The organism is Serratia sp. PL17, from assembly GCF_017832355.1.
Taxonomy (GTDB): Bacteria; Pseudomonadota; Gammaproteobacteria; order Enterobacterales; family Enterobacteriaceae; genus Serratia.
The window spans coordinates 156,693-172,932 of sequence record NZ_JAFIBY010000006.1 but is presented as its reverse complement, the minus strand read 5'-3'; the positions used below and the strand labels follow the sequence as shown (position 1 = coordinate 172,932).

16 protein-coding genes are annotated in these 16,240 nt (G+C 52.1%); 8 read left to right on the top strand and 8 right to left on the bottom strand.

The window, feature by feature from the left end:
- Window positions 1-19: 19 nt before the first annotated feature.
- Window positions 20-742, bottom strand: a complete 723-nt coding sequence (locus tag JOE25_RS19175; RefSeq protein WP_209637935.1) for a molecular chaperone — start codon at window positions 740-742, stop codon at window positions 20-22.
- 91 nt (window positions 743-833) lie between these two features.
- Window positions 834-1,367 (bottom strand): fimbrial protein, encoded by a 534-nt coding sequence (locus JOE25_RS19170; protein ID WP_209637933.1) that lies wholly within the window; start codon window positions 1,365-1,367, stop codon window positions 834-836.
- A 492-nt stretch (window positions 1,368-1,859) separates the two neighbouring features.
- Between JOE25_RS19170 and JOE25_RS19165 the strand changes: the two genes are divergently transcribed.
- Window positions 1,860-2,429 (top strand): LuxR C-terminal-related transcriptional regulator, encoded by a 570-nt coding sequence (locus JOE25_RS19165; RefSeq protein WP_265556453.1) that lies wholly within the window; start codon window positions 1,860-1,862, stop codon window positions 2,427-2,429.
- A 546-nt stretch (window positions 2,430-2,975) separates the two neighbouring features.
- On the opposite strand, the gene JOE25_RS19160 is transcribed toward JOE25_RS19165, so the two are convergent.
- On the bottom strand, window positions 2,976-3,377 hold the full coding sequence (locus JOE25_RS19160; RefSeq protein WP_209637929.1) for a MerR family transcriptional regulator: 402 nt from the start codon (window positions 3,375-3,377) through the stop codon (window positions 2,976-2,978).
- Between the two features lie 70 nt (window positions 3,378-3,447).
- Between JOE25_RS19160 and JOE25_RS19155 the strand changes: the two genes are divergently transcribed.
- Both JOE25_RS19155 and JOE25_RS19150 read left to right on the top strand, forming a co-directional pair.
- The gene (locus JOE25_RS19155) at window positions 3,448-4,674 is read left to right on the top strand and encodes an NADH:flavin oxidoreductase/NADH oxidase family protein (protein ID WP_209637927.1); all 1,227 of its coding nucleotides are present in this window, start codon (window positions 3,448-3,450) and stop codon (window positions 4,672-4,674) included.
- 630 nt (window positions 4,675-5,304) lie between these two features.
- Window positions 5,305-6,054: a LuxR family transcriptional regulator gene (locus JOE25_RS19150; protein ID WP_209637925.1), complete on the top strand. Its 750-nt coding sequence runs from the start codon at window positions 5,305-5,307 to the stop codon at window positions 6,052-6,054.
- On the opposite strand, the gene JOE25_RS19145 is transcribed toward JOE25_RS19150, so the two are convergent.
- On the bottom strand, window positions 6,023-6,658 hold the full coding sequence (locus tag JOE25_RS19145) for an acyl-homoserine-lactone synthase (protein WP_209637923.1): 636 nt from the start codon (window positions 6,656-6,658) through the stop codon (window positions 6,023-6,025). The genes JOE25_RS19150 and JOE25_RS19145 overlap by 32 nt on opposite strands.
- 387 nt (window positions 6,659-7,045) lie before the next feature.
- Complete coding sequence (locus JOE25_RS19140; RefSeq protein WP_209637921.1) at window positions 7,046-7,633, bottom strand: histidine phosphatase family protein; 588 nt, start codon at window positions 7,631-7,633, stop codon at window positions 7,046-7,048.
- 146 nt (window positions 7,634-7,779) lie between these two features.
- Between JOE25_RS19140 and JOE25_RS19135 the strand changes: the two genes are divergently transcribed.
- On the top strand, window positions 7,780-8,016 hold the full coding sequence (locus JOE25_RS19135; RefSeq protein WP_209637920.1) for a DUF4282 domain-containing protein: 237 nt from the start codon (window positions 7,780-7,782) through the stop codon (window positions 8,014-8,016).
- Between the two features lie 100 nt (window positions 8,017-8,116).
- On the opposite strand, the gene JOE25_RS19130 is transcribed toward JOE25_RS19135, so the two are convergent.
- Complete coding sequence (locus JOE25_RS19130) at window positions 8,117-8,467, bottom strand: hypothetical protein (RefSeq protein WP_245210005.1); 351 nt, start codon at window positions 8,465-8,467, stop codon at window positions 8,117-8,119.
- A 47-nt stretch (window positions 8,468-8,514) separates the two neighbouring features.
- On the opposite strand from JOE25_RS19130, the gene JOE25_RS19125 reads away from it, so the two are divergent.
- Window positions 8,515-9,963, top strand: a complete 1,449-nt coding sequence (locus JOE25_RS19125; protein WP_209637918.1) for an alpha/beta hydrolase — start codon at window positions 8,515-8,517, stop codon at window positions 9,961-9,963.
- On the opposite strand, the gene JOE25_RS19120 is transcribed toward JOE25_RS19125, so the two are convergent.
- Window positions 9,960-10,709, bottom strand: a complete 750-nt coding sequence (locus tag JOE25_RS19120) for an NAD(P)-dependent oxidoreductase (protein WP_209637916.1) — start codon at window positions 10,707-10,709, stop codon at window positions 9,960-9,962. The two genes, JOE25_RS19125 and JOE25_RS19120, sit on opposite strands and share 4 nt — an antisense overlap.
- 92 nt (window positions 10,710-10,801) lie before the next feature.
- Window positions 10,802-11,665, bottom strand: coding sequence for a LysR family transcriptional regulator (locus JOE25_RS19115; RefSeq protein WP_209637914.1), 864 nt, complete (start codon window positions 11,663-11,665; stop codon window positions 10,802-10,804).
- Between the two features lie 114 nt (window positions 11,666-11,779).
- On the opposite strand from JOE25_RS19115, the gene JOE25_RS19110 reads away from it, so the two are divergent.
- The 3 genes from JOE25_RS19110 to ascB all read left to right on the top strand — a co-directional run bounded on the left by JOE25_RS19110 (window position 11,780) and on the right by ascB (window position 16,077).
- Window positions 11,780-12,538 carry an SDR family oxidoreductase gene (locus JOE25_RS19110; RefSeq protein ID WP_209637912.1) on the top strand — a complete coding sequence of 253 codons (759 nt, stop codon included), beginning with the start codon at window positions 11,780-11,782 and terminating at the stop codon, window positions 12,536-12,538.
- A 261-nt stretch (window positions 12,539-12,799) separates the two neighbouring features.
- Window positions 12,800-14,659, top strand: a complete 1,860-nt coding sequence (gene bglF, locus JOE25_RS19105; RefSeq protein ID WP_209637910.1) for a PTS beta-glucoside transporter subunit IIABC — start codon at window positions 12,800-12,802, stop codon at window positions 14,657-14,659.
- 14 nt (window positions 14,660-14,673) lie between these two features.
- Complete coding sequence (gene ascB, locus JOE25_RS19100) at window positions 14,674-16,077, top strand: 6-phospho-beta-glucosidase (protein WP_209637908.1); 1,404 nt, start codon at window positions 14,674-14,676, stop codon at window positions 16,075-16,077.
- The last annotated feature ends 163 nt before the right edge of the window (window positions 16,078-16,240 follow it).

The following is a 16,240-nucleotide window of genomic DNA, read 5'->3' as shown; positions in this document are numbered from 1 at the left end:
GAAACCTCCCTGTTTGGTTTCAGCGCGTGACGTTCAGGGTTCGCGATATTTCCACCCCATAGTCATTGATCACGCTCAGGTCGACCTGTTGCGCATCGCTATTTAACGGCCAGTTAACTTGTGAGAAAGGCGGTATTAGGTCTGCCTGCGGGATCGCGGTACGTTTTGCGCCCTTTGCGATCACGGCTTGGCTAACGTTGGCGTAGTAACTGGTCGGATTGCTGACATACAGCGTGTTACCGATATGGCGAAGGCTTAATTGATCGATAATGTGATTGGCGTCGCCAGCCAGACCTGCAGGGCGATAAAACACCTTGAGCCTGTTGGTGAGTAATAACAGCAACTTGTTTTTGTCGCTGTCCGCCTGACGGATAGCGGGAACCTGCAAGAAGTTAAAATAGAACAGGGATTCGCGGTCGCTCGGGAGCTGCTGGCCTACAAACGACAGCCGTACCATCTGCCCGCTGTGCGCATTAATACGAAAGATTTGTGGCGATGTGATAAAAGGCGCATCGGCGTTTTCCGGGGTGGACTTCGGGTTATTAATGTCGAGCCAGATTTGTATTAGGGCCGGAGTGTCACCATCGTTGGTGAACTGCAGCGTTTTTTCCCGCGCGTCGGCAGGATAGATAATGCGATTACCGAGCAGCGTGACACTGGCCGATGCGCTGGTGAAGGATAGGCTTACCAGGCAAATTGACAGGACTGCCCAACGGCGAACGAAACGGGTTATCTGCGGCATAAAGGTGAACCGATAAAGGTGGCGAATCATTCAGCGCCGCCCAGGAGCGGGGCGGCGCTGGCATCAGCAGGTATTGCGCTTGAAGGTCGATTTATTTGTAGCTAATGGCGAATTGTGCCGTGGCGATCACCGAACCTGCAGCCGCGCCGGTATCTTCCGCGTAGTAGCGGGCCACCAGGTTTTGTGAGGTGGAAGTGGCGCCTTGTGCCAGTGTCATCGCCTTGGTGGTGACAGTAGAGCCAGTAGCGAATGATAATGGTGTCGAAGCGTCGCTATCCAGAAGTTGAATGGATACCTTGGCAGCGTCGCCCGCGTTGCCGAGGTTGCCATTGGCTGTAGGGTTATTGCCTGCAAGCACGGTTTTAATCGCCGTATCACTGCTCGCTGCAGCACAACCTGTCACATTGACGGTAAATGAGGTGTCACCGGCAGTTGCGCCTTTAGTTGCGAGTTTACTTACTGCGACAGTAGGTAATAGGACGACCGGGTTGGATTCGTTGCCATTAATATTCACCGAGCAGGTCTGTGTGCTGACTTCACCTTTGAATTGAACTGTGTTTGAAGAAGCGGCCGCGCAGGTGCCAGATAGAAGCAGCATTGATAATGCAACTAATTTAACATTCATATGAAATGCCCTTTAATTTACTTTAGATAAAAGCGGTCCTGGCAGTAATAAATTACTGACATGTGCTGACGTGCGTCTATTGAATAAGCATGTTGCAAATTTGTCTTTTAAACGGTTCTGCAAGCATGGATTTTTATCCTAACAAACTAAGAATTTTCTCTATAGGAGTTTTGATCTTAAAAATAATCCTGGCGCTCTTTTGTTACATTTGTTTTCATTTTTTTCGTATCACCAAAAATATAAAATAGATCTATATCATTATGTTGCGATATCTCTAGATTGGTGTTTTTTTAATTTGAAACATCTAGAAACATTCATGTCTTTTTTGCGGCTAAATATCCTTGCTGCAATCGATGTGAAGTGTGTATAAATATGTTATGAGAATGTAATTAATTATTTGATTAGCGTGCTAATCTCCACAAAAAAGAACAGCGACAAAATTCATTTGGTATGGAAGAGTGTTTTGTGTTTTTAAGGAGAATTAAATTGAATGTGATTTATATTGATAGCTCACCGCTGTGTAGAATAGGCGTAAAAGAATTACTTGGTGGAGTTTTGTTTTTTCATAAACCCTCTGAAAGTATATTGGAAAGAATAAAAGAAGATCCTGATCTGATCATTATGGATTTCCCTAGGGAAATTTATTCTTTTGAGGATTACTTGAGATTTATCAATTTGCTTCGTTATAAGTATTTATCTGTAAAATTACTATTTTTCATAGATAGGACATCGCCTCTCATATCCTCTCTTATCTCCGAAGCAAATCCTGATGCGATTTTAAATAAAAGTTCATCACTGAAAGTAATAAAGGAAACATGCATTTCATTGATTGACCAGGGACATCCAGCGAATAGTTGCGGGTTAAAAAAAAGTAAAACGGCGCATATTACACGTGGGGAGATTGCGGTTTTGTGCGAAACTGCTCGGACTTGGGATGTTGGGATCACCGCTAGACGGTTAAATCTGAACCCAAAAACTGTCTACTCACACCTTAACAACGTTGGCAAAAAATTCGGTATTCGTAATCGATTGGAGTTATTTAAGATGATGGTTCTCTTATGAAAATTAGCTTTTAGGCGTAGGGCGCGTGGCCTATTAGACGTAAGTGATAATATTTTTATGTTATCGATAAAAACAAATTTTATTTAATGTGGTGCGATTGCTGATAGCGTTTATACACTCAGGAAATCATGGATTTTTTAATATTATCAAGCGGCCTGGCGTAAATGAAATAATCCAGCATGTGGTAAGGTTGATGCTGTTTATTTATTGGTTATAAAACAGCCTTCATTTTCAAGATAGGTATAGAATGGATGGAAATAGGATGTGAAATATTAATCTAAGGGCATTTATTTATACTCGAAGCTTAATTTATGTTCCCTTATCGGCACGTAAGGTTGTAGACACACCTTGGACAAGGGACATACTTGATATACTAGATGCACTAAAGACCCTTACGCCGATCTCTGTCGCTACCAGAGCCCAAATTAGCTGCCTTGCGGCATCAACCATGGTTGAGGTGCAGATGAAACCGGCCGTCGGTATTAATCTTTTCAACAATAACGTCGAAGCCCCGCGGGAAGGAAAACGAGAAGGATCGTTTGGATTTTATCTTCTTCTTTTGGGGGGCAATATTGGTTCGGGTGTGTTCTGGCAAATCCCTGTCAGCCCTAATTCGAGCAGTTTCTGTCGGGCATCCAGCAACGCCTCACGTTGTTGACTCAGGGTTTCCATCAGTTGGTCAATCTCAACCAAGCGTAGATCCATGCCTTGCATCAACCCATCCTGGTATGCCGTGCCTTGCAGGGCAAGCACCTTGCGGATAGCTCCCAGCGTGAAACCCAGATTTTGTCCAATCTGAATCATATGCAAGCGCTCCAGAGCACCTTCTTCATAGACGCGATATCCATTGGCACCGCGCACCGTCTTGGGCAGTAACCCTTGCTGTTCGTAGTAACGTATCGCCGATGCGGCTAGCCCGGAACGTTCCGCCAGTTCGCCTATCTTCATGCCCTATTGACCTTAAAGTTAACTTTAAACTTAGTATAACTATTCTATTGTCGATTGAGGAGTCAGCATCATGTTCACCCCACTTACCCTGCCCAATGGCAGTATTTTGCCGAATCGCTTGGCCAAGGCCGCGATGGAAGAGAATATGGCTGAGTCAGGCCAACTGCCTGGCCTCACGCTGCAGCGCTTGTATCAATCCTGGGCTGATGGCGGTGCCGGTTTGATCATTACCGGCAACGTGATGATTGATGGCCGAGCCATGACCGGCCCTGGCGGGGTGGTGCTTGAGGAAAATACGCCGTTGGAACCGTTCAGGGCGTGGGCAAAAGTCGCACGCCAAAACGGGGCTCAGGTTTGGATGCAAATCAATCACCCGGGTCGCCAGGTGATGGCCAGCATGGGTGGCAACGCTTGGGCACCCTCCGCGATTCCGCTGGCGCTGGGGAAGCACAGTAAGCTGTTTGCGCAACCCATTGCCATGAGCTTGAAGCAAATCGACGAGGTGATCGAACGCTTTGCAGCCACCGCCTATGCCGCCGAGCAGGCAGGTTTTACCGGGGTGGAGATCCACGCGGCGCATGGTTATTTGATTTCTCAATTTTTGTCACCGCTCACTAACCAGCGTACCGATCAGTGGGGGGATAATCTCAATAACCGTGCTCGTTTACTGGTGGAGATTGTACAGCGAGTACGTGAGCGCGTGTCTCCCCATTTCTGCGTCGCGGTTAAGTTGAACTCTGCCGATTTCCAGCGCGGTGGATTCTCTGAAGATGATGCGAAACAGGTAATTATGCTGCTGAATAAACTGCCGGTCGATCTGATCGAGTTGTCTGGCGGCAGTTACGAAAGCCCAGCGATGCAAGGCCAGACCGCAGACGGCCGTCGGCTAGCACGTGAGGCTTATTTTCTGGAGTTTGCCCGCGAACTTGCCGCCGTCGCCAGCATGCCGGTGATGACGACAGGCGGTATTGCGCGTAAGTCTGTGGCTCAACAGGTGTTGGATAGCGGCGTCGCTGTTGTGGGTATCGCGACGGCCATGGCGGAGGTGCCGGATCTGCCGCTGCAATGGAAAGCCGGCCATGAACCGCATGCATTACCAACCCCGGTAACATGGAAGAATCAAATGATGGCGGCGCTTGCCCGTATGGCATTGATCAAGCGGCGTCTCCGCGCCTTGGGGCGTGCCCGCTCTAAGAATGTACGCTATTCGCCGTTGTTCACATTGATAGTGGATCAGTGGCGAACCTCGCGTATTACCCGTCGCTACCGTGAATGGTTACAGTTACTACGCGGCTGACAGATAGGTAACGGGGAATTTCAATGGGTTTAATAGGATTCAGCATCAGAATCCTTGGTTGAGGCAATGGCGCTAGGCGGTTATGGATTTATTTTAACGGCAATGGAAATCTCTGATGCAGGATAGGTTTTGCTTATTCAGCGAAGGTTAAGGTAAGTCTTTTATAACGCCTTTATATCTGCTTAATAACTATATTAAATTATTATTCTTTTCAAGTAGCGATCTGATTTACCAAAACGGTGTCACGTATAATAATTTTCGCTCTTCCTCCTGATTCTTTGGGCGTCGACTTTGTTTCTAGTAATTATTGTTACCTGAATGGTACCGGAACGCTTAGTTTCTATCAGCGCACTTTGCGAAGATGGGTTTGAAAGGATAAATTAGCAGTGCTAAAGTAAGGCTCCCGGCCAGCAGTGACTTTTTGGATATCCTGTCTGACCGGAAATTTTTCCCTGGTGTTGGCTGTGTTGGCTACCTGACCGTATAGGTCAGGTTTTTTTTCCAGCGCCTAACGAGATTCATTATATGTTGCGGTTCCGAATCCGTAAGTTGTACTTAAGTCCCATCCATACCTATACTTAAGTTCAGGTTGTCTCACTAAAGGGAAAGCCAGACCGCCACGGAGCCTGTATGTTTTCTATCTTCAATGAAAATCAAACAATAACGGAAACGCTCCGAGATCATATCGACAGAAAGCTGTCTGCACTCGGTAGCCCGGAATACGCTTATACGGTTGTTAGAAAGAAAAATCCGTCAGATGTGCTTATCATTTCCAGTTACCCTGATGAATGGGTGGACCTCTACCGTGCCAATAATTTTCAACTCACCGATCCGGTGATACTGACCGCGTTCAAACGCACCTCGCCATTTGCGTGGGATGAAAATATCACTCTCATGTCAGATCTGAAGTTCACCAAGATTTTCTCGCTTTCTAGACGGTACAACATCGTGAACGGCTTCACTTTTGTGCTGCATGACCATATGAACAATCTGGCGTTGTTGTCTGTCATTATCGCCAACAACGGACAAGGTGAACTGGAAAAGCGGCTCTCGTCCGATCGCGGAGCCATGCAGATGTTGCTGATCGATATTAATGAACAGATGTATCGTCTTGCTGGCTCCGCTTCATCCAACAGTCATAAACACCATGTAGACAAGGATAAACCCATTTTTACTCATCGGGAGAATGAGGTGCTTTATTGGGCCAGTATGGGAAAAACTTATGGAGAGATTGCTGCCATTGCAGGCATTTCCGTGAGTACGGTGAAGTTTCATATGGGTAATATTGTGGTTAAGTTGGGCGTCAGTAACGCCCGGCAGGCCATCCGGCTGGGCGTTGAGCTGGAGCTTATAACGCCGGCAGCGACAGCGGCCAGGTGATAACAGACGGTGCCGAACAACCAAGCATGCTAATGATCCCTGATGCCATTTGGTTCCGATCTTCTTGCCCTGTCGGTAGAACTATCAGATAAATACGTTCGCGTTCGCTGAGGAAAGCTTCTTTAAGTACGCGGATTTGCCACCCTGAGCGTTCGAGTATCCTCAACATCGCCCGACTCACGATTGTGTGAATGTCATTGCGTTTATGGTGCTGGGCCCAATTGATCATGGCCAGGAACAGAGCCTGACTGACTGGGTACCGCTCGCCAAGTAGCCGCCGCGCCCGAGCTTTGTCGACAAAAAAGCGACTTGATTCTATTCCATCTATGGGGAGCTCCACGCTGTCAAAACAGGTGCGGAATGTGTGGGTTATCATGTTGGGCTGGCTCAGCGCGGTAAAACGCACGCTGCAGACCAGCTGCCCTTTGCACAAGCCGAGTATGTAGCGCGTGCCGGAGTTATCAAACTCATCAAACTCCATATCGAGGTTGCATGCTACGTCCCAACCCAACCGATCGCTAAAAGTTTTCTTTCTCAGCCGGTAGAGCTCGTTAGAGTGTGTCATTCTCAGCTCTTCGTAGCTGATATCAAATAGTTCAAGCATTCCATGACCCTTTTATTATTAGCGTGAATATATTGCGGTTTTCAAACAGCCTGCCGGTATTCTACAAAGATTTTATGTTGGGCGATCAAAACAAGATCATGCAGGAAGTTAAAAGAGAACTCGGGTGTCGAAATTCCCGCTTTGTACAATAACTTTCTCTCTGCTGGATGATGAGATCTTGTTTGTGAATACTGCGGGCAGTCGGCTGAGTCTGGGTAAGAGAGGGCCGCAGGTTAATAATTATTTGGCTATGCCAAATCAATAAGCCATCCACCTGAGTTGTTCAAAATGATTTTAAACGGATAATAACCCTTTTATTTCTAGAGGGGGTGCCATTATAAATAGACCCCACGATCAAGCTCTCAGAGCAGTTGCCTGCAATCTTACTTATCCTGCAGAAGGGCAATTTTCTGACAACTGGGTCAAACCCTCGCTTTCCTGCCTGAATGATACCTTGCCCTGATCCAGCGTAACCACAAAGATGCTGTCGAAGTCGCTGCCTGGCCATTCGGGCACTAGACTGGCGTCGCCACCGCGTGCGGCAACGATGTTCTTCACCGCCTTATCGAGATTCTTATGCTCCCAAGCGATGAAGATACGCGAGTTCTGGTATTTATCGCTGAGCAGCTCTTGCTGCAACCCGGCGATATCATTGGCGTGGAACTGAAGGCCGATCGGTAACCCCACGCGTACGGCGGTGGGCATAATGGTCGACAGCGCCCGCAGCGAACTGCCGGTTTTATTCTCTTTCGGCCCGGCGGCAAAGATAAAGTCCGGCTTGCCATAACGGTTCAGTAGCACGTCTGGCAGCGCCAGCGCGCGGTTCAGCCCTTTGCAGGTTAACTGGCCGCTGTTGTCGGCGGGTTTTTCACCGTGGCGTACGAAGATCAGCGTTTCCTGTGCCAGTGCGCTTTGGCTGAACAGCAACAACGCCGCCAAACCGCCGAGTATTTTCTTGCCCGTTTTGTTAAGCATCCTCAACCCTTATGTAATGGCTTGTTGATTTCAGTGCGCTTTTCGTCGCGTTACTCGTTATCATAACCGGTGTGACAAAAAAGGGCGTGTCGCACCGATGCGGCGCCTCTGGGATAATTAAATACTGGCCTAAGGAAGGATTTACAATGAAAAACATTTTCTTTTTTGACGCGATGCTGACACCGAAAATCATCACCGGCGTTTACTGGCTTTGCCTGCTGGGCATTCTTCTCGGCGGGATCGGTTCTATGTTCTACGGTGAGTTCTTCCGTGGTCTGTTTGCTATCATTATCGGCGGCGTGTTCACTCGCGTTTGCTTCGAAATGATCATCATTGCGTTTAAAAATAACGAATACCTGCGCAAAATCTCCGAAAAACCGTAATTAAGTCACTAACATCAACTATGTGTCGAAAGAGGGGGCGCTCATGGCCCCCCCTTTATCCAGGGATTCAGCCGTGATTTTCCAACGGCAGATCCTGTTTTCACCGTAACGCATAGACAGCGATTAGCAGACCAAGGCTGGTTGTGATGGCGCCCACCCAGTTGGGTGAAGTAAAACCATAACCAGCATTAATAGCGATCCCCCCAAGCCAAACACCGCCAGAGGCACCCAGATTGCACGCTGAGATATTGGCCGCAGAGGCCAGAATTGGCGCGCCGACAGCTTTCTTCATCACGTACATTTGCAATGGTGGAATGGTGCCAAAACCAACTGGACCAAGGAAAAACACACTTACTACGGATAGTGGCTTGCTGTGAATAGTGTTATTCGCCCGGCCTGCTGGTTCCAACCGGTTTTGGAAAGTGCGAGCGACTGCTGCCGCTGATGGCATTTAGCACCTATAATCGCTGCAGGATAACCGTGAATTCAGGAGTGGGTATGCCTTCCAGGGCGATAATCAAATGGACTAAACGGCTGACAATCGTGGTTGTTACCGTGTTACTCACACTGTTTGCGGTACGTATTTACGACACCCAAAGCGGTCCGGCGCTGGAGCCGTGGCATACTTTTGTGCCGCATGAGCTGTCTGCCGCCGAGATGGATAAGACCAATTGGCAGGGTTATCTGGCTGCCGAAAGCCGGGTATTTGATGACGTGAAGGCTAACGTCACGGACAAACTCTCCGCCAGCGAACGTATCCCCCTTAACCGCTATTTTGATGGCAGCCCGGTGTATCCGGAGCACTTTGTCCGGGACTGGAACCGTTCTTACGAACTGATGCCGCAAGGCGAGCCACGTGGCGCTGTGGTGTTGCTGCACGGCTTGACCGATTCCCCTTACAGCCTGCGGCACATTGCTGAGAACTATCGGCAACACGGTTATGTGGCGGTCGGTATTCGTCTGCCGGCACACGGCACGGTGCCGGGCGCATTGACCAATATTGAATGGCGCGACTGGTTGGCGGCGACGCGATTGGCCGTGCGTGAGGCGCGGAGTAAGGCCGGTGGTGATAAACCGTTGCATATCGTAGGCTTTTCCAACGGCGGGGCGCTGGCGATGAAGTATGCGTTGGATGCACTGGATGATCCGCAGTTGGCGGCGCCGCAGCGGTTGGTGTTGATTTCACCGATGATCGGCGTCACCAGTTTTGCTCGTTTCGCTGGCATTGCCGGCTGGCCTGCCGTGTTCCCTGCCTTTGCCAAAGCGGCGTGGCTCGGTGTGCTGCCGGAGTTTAATCCCTTTAAATACAATTCATTCCCAGTCAATGGTGCACGCCAGTCTTATCTGCTCAGTAACGGGCTGCAACAGCAAATTGCCCTGGCGGCACGCGACGGAAAACTGGAGAAATTAGCCCCTGTGCTGACCTTCCAGTCTGTGATGGACTCCACCGTGAGCACCCGGGCGGTGATCCGGGCGTTATATAACGAACTACCGGCTAACGGCAGCGAACTGGTGCTATTTGACGTTAATCGTACGGTAAACTTTGGACCACTGCTGCGGCCAAATGCGGCGGCTGCGGTCAGTCAGCTGCTGCCACCACCGCCACGTCGTTACCAGACCACGGTGATCGCTAATGTCTCACCAGAAAGCAGTGAGGCGATCGCCCGTGTTACACCGGCTGGAGCGACCACCGAAAGCGATCTACCGCTAGGTATGACCTACCCGACGGATATTTATTCGTTGTCGCACGTGGCGTTGCCCTTCCCGGTGAGTGATTCACTGTATGGCCGGTTCCCCGAGCAGCGCGATGAGTTCGGCATCAGCCTTGGCACCATCGCCGCGCGCGGCGAACGGTCGGTGTTGGTGGTCGATCTCGACTCGCTGATGCGCATTGCCTCCAACCCATTTTTCCCTTACGTGCTCCAGCGGATTGATAACAAGCTTTAGGCAAAACCGAGAATGCTGAACGCATCATCCTGCGGGTAGTAGCCGAGCAAGCGGCTGGTTTCCTCCAGCGACAGCCGCTTATAGCGGTTGTTGGAAACGCCGTGCACCACGGCATGGTGTACACCTTCGATACGCAGGCAACGTTCCAGCAGATCGGCCGCGTCGCGGTGGCTCAGGAAAGCGCTCATATCACGAGCACTGAGCTGTTCGCCATATTCTAGCGTGGTGAAATTGGCGATGCGTACCGACAAGGCAGACAGCCCCTCTTGATGGGCAAAATAGGCGGCGATACCTTCGCCGAATGCTTTGCTTACCCCGTAGAGGTTTTTCGGTTTGGGGGCATCTTGTGGCCGAATTTGGTAATCCAGCGCGTAACCTTCCACCGCTTGTGCACTGCTGGCGAAGACCACGCGTTTGCAGCCTGCGTCTTTGGCTGCCCGAAAAATATTGAAGGTGCCGAGGATATTGTTATCCATCAGCGAGTGACAAAAGTCCGCATCGGGCGAGGGATCGGCCGCCAGGTGCAGCACCGTATCGATATTGGCGCAGGCCTCACGGCAGGCTGCGATATCGGCAATGTCGAAACTGATCACCTCATCGCCCGGTTGCAGATCGGTCAGCAGACCGAGCTCTTTTTCCGCCAGCCGCAGCTGATAGCGATTTCCTACCGATTGACGGAATGCCGTCGCGACCCGGCCACCTGCGCCGGTAATCAAAATTCGTCCAAACTCTGTACGTAAAGTCATGATCTCAGCCAGTCCTAAAGTCCATTATGCCGCGATCAGTAATAATCCCCTGCGTGAGTTTTGTCCAGCATTCAATTAGCATCTCTGATGCTTTATGGCGTGGGCGGACATTTTTTTTCGATGATTTCAGTCAGGAACGTCATCACTGCGCGAATGGCTGGGGAGCGCGCCAGATCGGGATAAGTGACCAGCCATAGCTCGCGTGTTGGCGCGGCAATTGACGTGGGCAGTGTCACGAGTTCTGAGTCGCTATCGGCAACAAACGTCGGCAATACTACGGCCCCTAGCCCCGAACGTGCGGCTTCTTGCAGAGAGAAAAGATCGCTGGCTTCAAAGACTACCGGGCGACCCTGCAACAGCTGCTGCAGCCATTGTTGATGGGGCTGGTGTTGGTAGTGATGGTCGTAGGCGATAAAAGCCCGGGCGGCCTCTGGTAAGGCGGCGTGCTGCCGCGTGGCGTACAGCGCGTAGCGCATGATGCCGATGCGTTTTATCAACAGATCCGGCTGCTGTGGCCGCACCATGCGCACTGCCACTTCGGCGTCGCCGCGATCCAGTTCGGCGATCGCCGACTCGCCAGAGAGCACCAACGTAATATGCGGAAAAGCCTGATGAAATTGCGCAATATGCGGAGCGATAACCCGGGCGGCGACCGACGGCGGGGCACTGATGCGCACCTGGGTTTGCGGTGTGTCCCCGGCGCTGCGTGCATGACGCACAATGGCATGGCTTTGATTTTCAACGTCGGCTGCCAGCCCGGCAATCATTTTTCCGTCCTCGGTCAACGGCGTGCTGCGCGGCAGGCGGTGAATCAGCCGTAGCCCAAGCGATTTCTCCAGTGCCGCCACTCTCCGGCCAACCGTCGCGTGATCGCAGCCCAACTCCCGCGCCGCTGCCGACAATGAGCCGGTGCGTGCCAACACCACAAAGTGTTTTAAATCCTGCCAGTCGAACATCAGTGAATTCCTGCACAGTATCGTTGCAAATTTATGGAATATTCACACAGAGTGGGGTGTGATTCAATGGCATTATCGTTGTAACCAGATTGAATTATTCAATAAGGTAATCTTATGTATTTGCGGCTGAAGGGGCGTATCGCGCTGGTGACCGGTGCGAGTGAGGGGATCGGTGCGGGTATGGTCCGGGTGCTGGCTGCGCAGGGGGTATCCGTGGTGGCGACCGCCCGCCGTGAAGAGCGCTTACTGGCTCTGGCTGATGAGGTAGAACAAGCGGGTGGCGTACGGCCCTGGGTGATTGCGGCGGATATTACCGATGCGGGAGCGCTCGACCGCATGCTTGCGCAAGCTATGGGCCGATTTGGAACCATTGATATTGTGATTAATGCCGTCGGCGGTGCCCGCCCGACCGCATTGAGTGAAGGCGATGCGGGTTGGGAAGAGGCGTTTGCCCTGAACTTCACGCCGGCGCGTCGGGTGACTCACGCACTGTTGCCCGGCATGCAGGCGCAGGGATGGGGGCGGGTCATCAACATCAGCGGCTCGATGGAACCACGCAGTCTGAATGCTGCGACGGCTGCCAAGGGGGCAATACATTTGTGGGCCAAAGGGTTAGCGGGGGAAGTGGCGGCACAAGGCATTACCGTCAATACGCTGCAACCCGGGCGGATTAACAGCGAACAGGTACGTGAAAAGCTGCACCCGACCGAGGCGGCACGCCTGGCGTTTATCGCTCAGAACATCCCGATCGGTTACTTTGGCGAGCCGGAAGATGTGGCCAATCTGGCGGCGTTTCTGTGTTCCCCGCTCGCGCGATATATCACGGGTGCGGTTATCCCGGTAGACGGCGGTATGCACTATTTCGCCCACTGACGTGGTTTTGTCTGCTGGGTCACAGTTCAATAATTTGGCGCCGTAGGGTCTTGCTCCAGCAAAATAGGGAGTGTTAACGTCTTAGCTCAACCGATTTAGGGTTGTCACTGCTTCGGCAGGCAAAACCTAAACCTCGTGTTTCTGTTCCCGTCTGGGCGCAGAGACCATGAGGTTTAGGTTTTTTTTTGCGCTGAATTCCGTAACGGCGATGGGCCATCGCGCTACGGAGGTCGGCAGAACGTGGATTTTAAGGGTAACGCGATGAAATATGAAACATTAGCCCGTGAGATTTTGGCCGGCGTCGGTGGCCGCGACAACGTGAGAAGTTTGGTGCACTGTGCTACCCGCCTGCGGTTCAAACTGCGCGACAACCAGCGTGCCGATGCCGCTGCGCTGAAAAAAAATCCCGGTGTGATCATGGTGGTGGAAAGTGGCGGGCAGTTTCAGGTGGTTGTGGGTAATCACGTTGCGGAAGTTTATAACGCGGTCAATCAGGTCGGTAGCTTGGGTGATGGCGTGCCGGCGGATGATGACGGAAAAAAGGAAAACCTGTTCAGCCGATTCATTGACGTGGTGTCCGGCATTTTTACACCGCTGTTGGGGGTGATGGCGGCTTCGGGGATCCTGAAAGGTTTCCTGGCGTTGAGTCTGGCTTGTGGCTGGCTGCTGGAGAGCAGCGGTACCTATAAAATGTTGTTTGCCGCCAGCGATGCCCTGTTCTATTTCCTGCCGATTATGCTGGGTTATACCGCCGGTAAAAAGTTCGGCGGTAATCCCTTTATTACCATGGCAATCGGCGGTGCATTGACCCATCCGCTGATGATGGCGGCATTCAATGCCGCACAGCAGCCTGACGCGGTGCGTGAATATTTCTTCGGCATTCCGCTGACCTTTATCAACTACAGCTCGTCGGTGATTCCGATTATTTTCGCTGCCTGGGTTTCATGCCGGTTGGAGCCGCTGTTTAACCGGGTGATCCACAGTGCGTTGCGCAATTTTGTCACGCCCTTGTTGTGCCTGGTGATTACCGTTCCGCTGACATTCCTGCTGATTGGCCCCGCGGCGACCTGGCTTAGCCACCTGTTGGCCAACGGTTATCAGGGCATCTACGCGTTCAATCCCATCATTGCAGGCGCCTTTATGGGAGCGATGTGGCAGGTGTGCGTGATCTTCGGTCTGCATTGGGGGCTGGTGCCGTTGATGATCAATAACCTGAGCGTGTTTGGCCGCGACACCATGGTACCGCTGCTGTTGCCGGCCGTGATGGGGCAAGTTGGGGCGACGCTGGGTGTGATGTTGCGTACCCGTGATGCCAAATTGCGGGCGTTGGCAGGTTCCGCGATTGGCGCCGGGATCTTTGGTATCACCGAGCCGGCGGTGTACGGCGTGACCTTGCCGAACAAACGGCCGTTTATCTTTGGTTGTATTGGCGGTGCGCTTGGTGGGGCGGTGATCGGTTATTTCCATACCGCTACCTACTCCTTTGGCCTGGTGAACATCTTCACCTTTGCGCAGATCATTCCTTCCGCTGGCTTTGACGCCACGGTGTGGGGCGCAATCGCCGGTAGTTTACTGTCGTTTTGTTTCGCGGCGGTGGCCAGCTATCTGTTCGGTGTTGCACCTGCCGAAACTCACGAGGAACCGACACCTCCTGCCCCCCTTAACCGCAAAGAGTGCGTTGTTAGCCCGATTGCCGGTGACGTGATGCCGCTGGAACAGGTCAATGATGCCACTTTTGCCAGCGGTCTGTTGGGCAAGGGGGTAGCGATTGCCCCGCAGCAAGGCCGGGTGGTGTCGCCGGTCGCCGGGCGTGTGGCCTCATTGTTTAAAACCCGGCACGCCATCGGCATTGAGTCGGACGATGGCGCGGAGATTTTAATCCACGTCGGCATAGATACGGTCAAGCTCGACGGTCTGCATTTCAGCGCTCATGTGCACGAGGGGGACCGGGTGCAACCAGGCGATCTACTGATTGAGTTTGACCAGGCGGCGATCCATGCCGCCGGCTTCGACACGACGACACCGATCATCATCAGCAACAGCGATGACTACGTCGAGGTCTTGGCCAGCGGCGAGAGCAGGGTGCAGGAACAGGCGCCACTGCTGACTTTATTACGTTAACCGAGGAGAAAACGATGAGCAGCAAATTCCCAGACCATTTTCTGTGGGGCGGTGCGGTCGCGGCCAATCAGGTGGAAGGAGCCTATCAGACCGACGGCAAAGGGCTGTCGACCTCTGATTTGCAGCCGCACGGCATCTTCGGCGCGATAACACCGCGGGTCGAGGGCGACAGCGGTATCAAGGACGTGGCGATCGATTTTTATCATCGTTATCCCCAGGATATCGCGCTGTTCGCTGAAATGGGCTTTAAGTGCCTGCGCACCTCTATCGCCTGGACGCGTATTTTCCCGCAGGGCGATGAGGATGTCCCGAATGAAGCCGGCTTGGCGTTCTATGACCGGCTGTTCGATGAAATGGCAAAGTACGGCATTCAGCCATTGATCACCCTGTCACACTACGAAATGCCGGATGGCTTGGTGAAGAACTACGGCGGGTGGGGTAACCGCAAGACCATCGGATTTTTCGAGCACTACGCGCGCACTGTGTTCGAACGCTATAAGCATAAGGTCAAGCATTGGTTGACCTTTAACGAGATCAATATGTCGTTGCACGCGCCCTTTACCGGTGTCGGGCTGAAGGAAGACAGCAGCAAGAGCGAGATTTATCAGGCGATCCACCACCAGTTAGTGGCCAGCGCAAAAGCGGTAAAAGCCTGCCATGACATTGTGCCGGGCGGCCAAATTGGCAATATGTTGCTGGGCGGCATTGTCTATCCTCTGAGCTGCAGACCGGAGGATGTGCTGGAAACCCAGCGCCAAAACCGTGACTGGTTGTTCTTTGGCGACGTACAGGCACGCGGCGATTATCCGGCCTATATGCGGCGTTATTTCCGCGAAAACGGCATTCAGGTCGAGATCACCGCCGAAGACCGCCACGCGCTGCGCGAAACCATCGACTTTATCTCCTTCAGCTATTACATGAGCGGCTGCGTCACTACCGACGAACAGCAAAACAACGCCGCCCGCGCCAACATTCTCAATATGGTGCCGAATCCGCACTTAGCCAGTTCAGAATGGGGTTGGCAGATCGATCCCGTTGGTCTGCGCTATTTGCTGAATGTGTTGTATGACCGCTACCAAAAACCGCTGTTTATCGTGGAAAACGGACTGGGGGCGAAGGACCGCATTGAAGCTGATGGCAGCATCAACGATGACTACCGTATCAATTATCTTAACGACCATCTGGTACAGGTGGCGGAAGCGATCGACGACGGCGTAGAAGTGATGGGCTACACCAGTTGGGGGCCGATCGATCTGGTCAGTGCCTCGAAAGCCGAAATGTCCAAGCGCTACGGCTTTATTTATGTCGACCGCGACGATGCCGGTAACGGCAGCCTGGAACGCCGCCGCAAAAAGAGTTTCTACTGGTATCGTGATGTGATCCAAAGCAACGGTAACAGCCTGAAAGACAAAGCCTAAGTTTTATCCATCCCCCGGTGGCAACCACCGGGTTATTACCTTTATCTACTGCTGCCAATGTTTGGGGAATTACCCCCAGGGAATGCTGTTGCCCGCAGCTACCCCCGTATTTCAAACCGCCGCATTGTTGGCGACGCGTGCTCACCCCTGTCACTTACTTCAG

Coding starts and splice junctions, on each gene's coding strand:
- JOE25_RS19175 (WP_209637935.1), bottom strand. CDS start 742: ATGCCGCAGATAACCCGTTTCGTTCGCCGTTGGGCAGTCCTGTCAATT.
- JOE25_RS19170 (WP_209637933.1), bottom strand. CDS start 1,367: ATGAATGTTAAATTAGTTGCATTATCAATGCTGCTTCTATCTGGCACC.
- JOE25_RS19160 (WP_209637929.1), bottom strand. CDS start 3,377: ATGAAGATAGGCGAACTGGCGGAACGTTCCGGGCTAGCCGCATCGGCG.
- JOE25_RS19155 (WP_209637927.1), top strand. CDS start 3,448: ATGTTCACCCCACTTACCCTGCCCAATGGCAGTATTTTGCCGAATCGC.
- JOE25_RS19150 (WP_209637925.1), top strand. CDS start 5,305: ATGTTTTCTATCTTCAATGAAAATCAAACAATAACGGAAACGCTCCGA.
- JOE25_RS19145 (WP_209637923.1), bottom strand. CDS start 6,658: ATGCTTGAACTATTTGATATCAGCTACGAAGAGCTGAGAATGACACAC.
- JOE25_RS19140 (WP_209637921.1), bottom strand. CDS start 7,633: ATGCTTAACAAAACGGGCAAGAAAATACTCGGCGGTTTGGCGGCGTTG.
- JOE25_RS19135 (WP_209637920.1), top strand. CDS start 7,780: ATGAAAAACATTTTCTTTTTTGACGCGATGCTGACACCGAAAATCATC.
- JOE25_RS19130 (WP_245210005.1), bottom strand. CDS start 8,467: ATGCCATCAGCGGCAGCAGTCGCTCGCACTTTCCAAAACCGGTTGGAA.
- JOE25_RS19125 (WP_209637918.1), top strand. CDS start 8,515: ATGCCTTCCAGGGCGATAATCAAATGGACTAAACGGCTGACAATCGTG.
- JOE25_RS19120 (WP_209637916.1), bottom strand. CDS start 10,709: ATGACTTTACGTACAGAGTTTGGACGAATTTTGATTACCGGCGCAGGT.
- JOE25_RS19115 (WP_209637914.1), bottom strand. CDS start 11,665: ATGTTCGACTGGCAGGATTTAAAACACTTTGTGGTGTTGGCACGCACC.
- JOE25_RS19110 (WP_209637912.1), top strand. CDS start 11,780: ATGTATTTGCGGCTGAAGGGGCGTATCGCGCTGGTGACCGGTGCGAGT.
- bglF (WP_209637910.1), top strand. CDS start 12,800: ATGAAATATGAAACATTAGCCCGTGAGATTTTGGCCGGCGTCGGTGGC.
- ascB (WP_209637908.1), top strand. CDS start 14,674: ATGAGCAGCAAATTCCCAGACCATTTTCTGTGGGGCGGTGCGGTCGCG.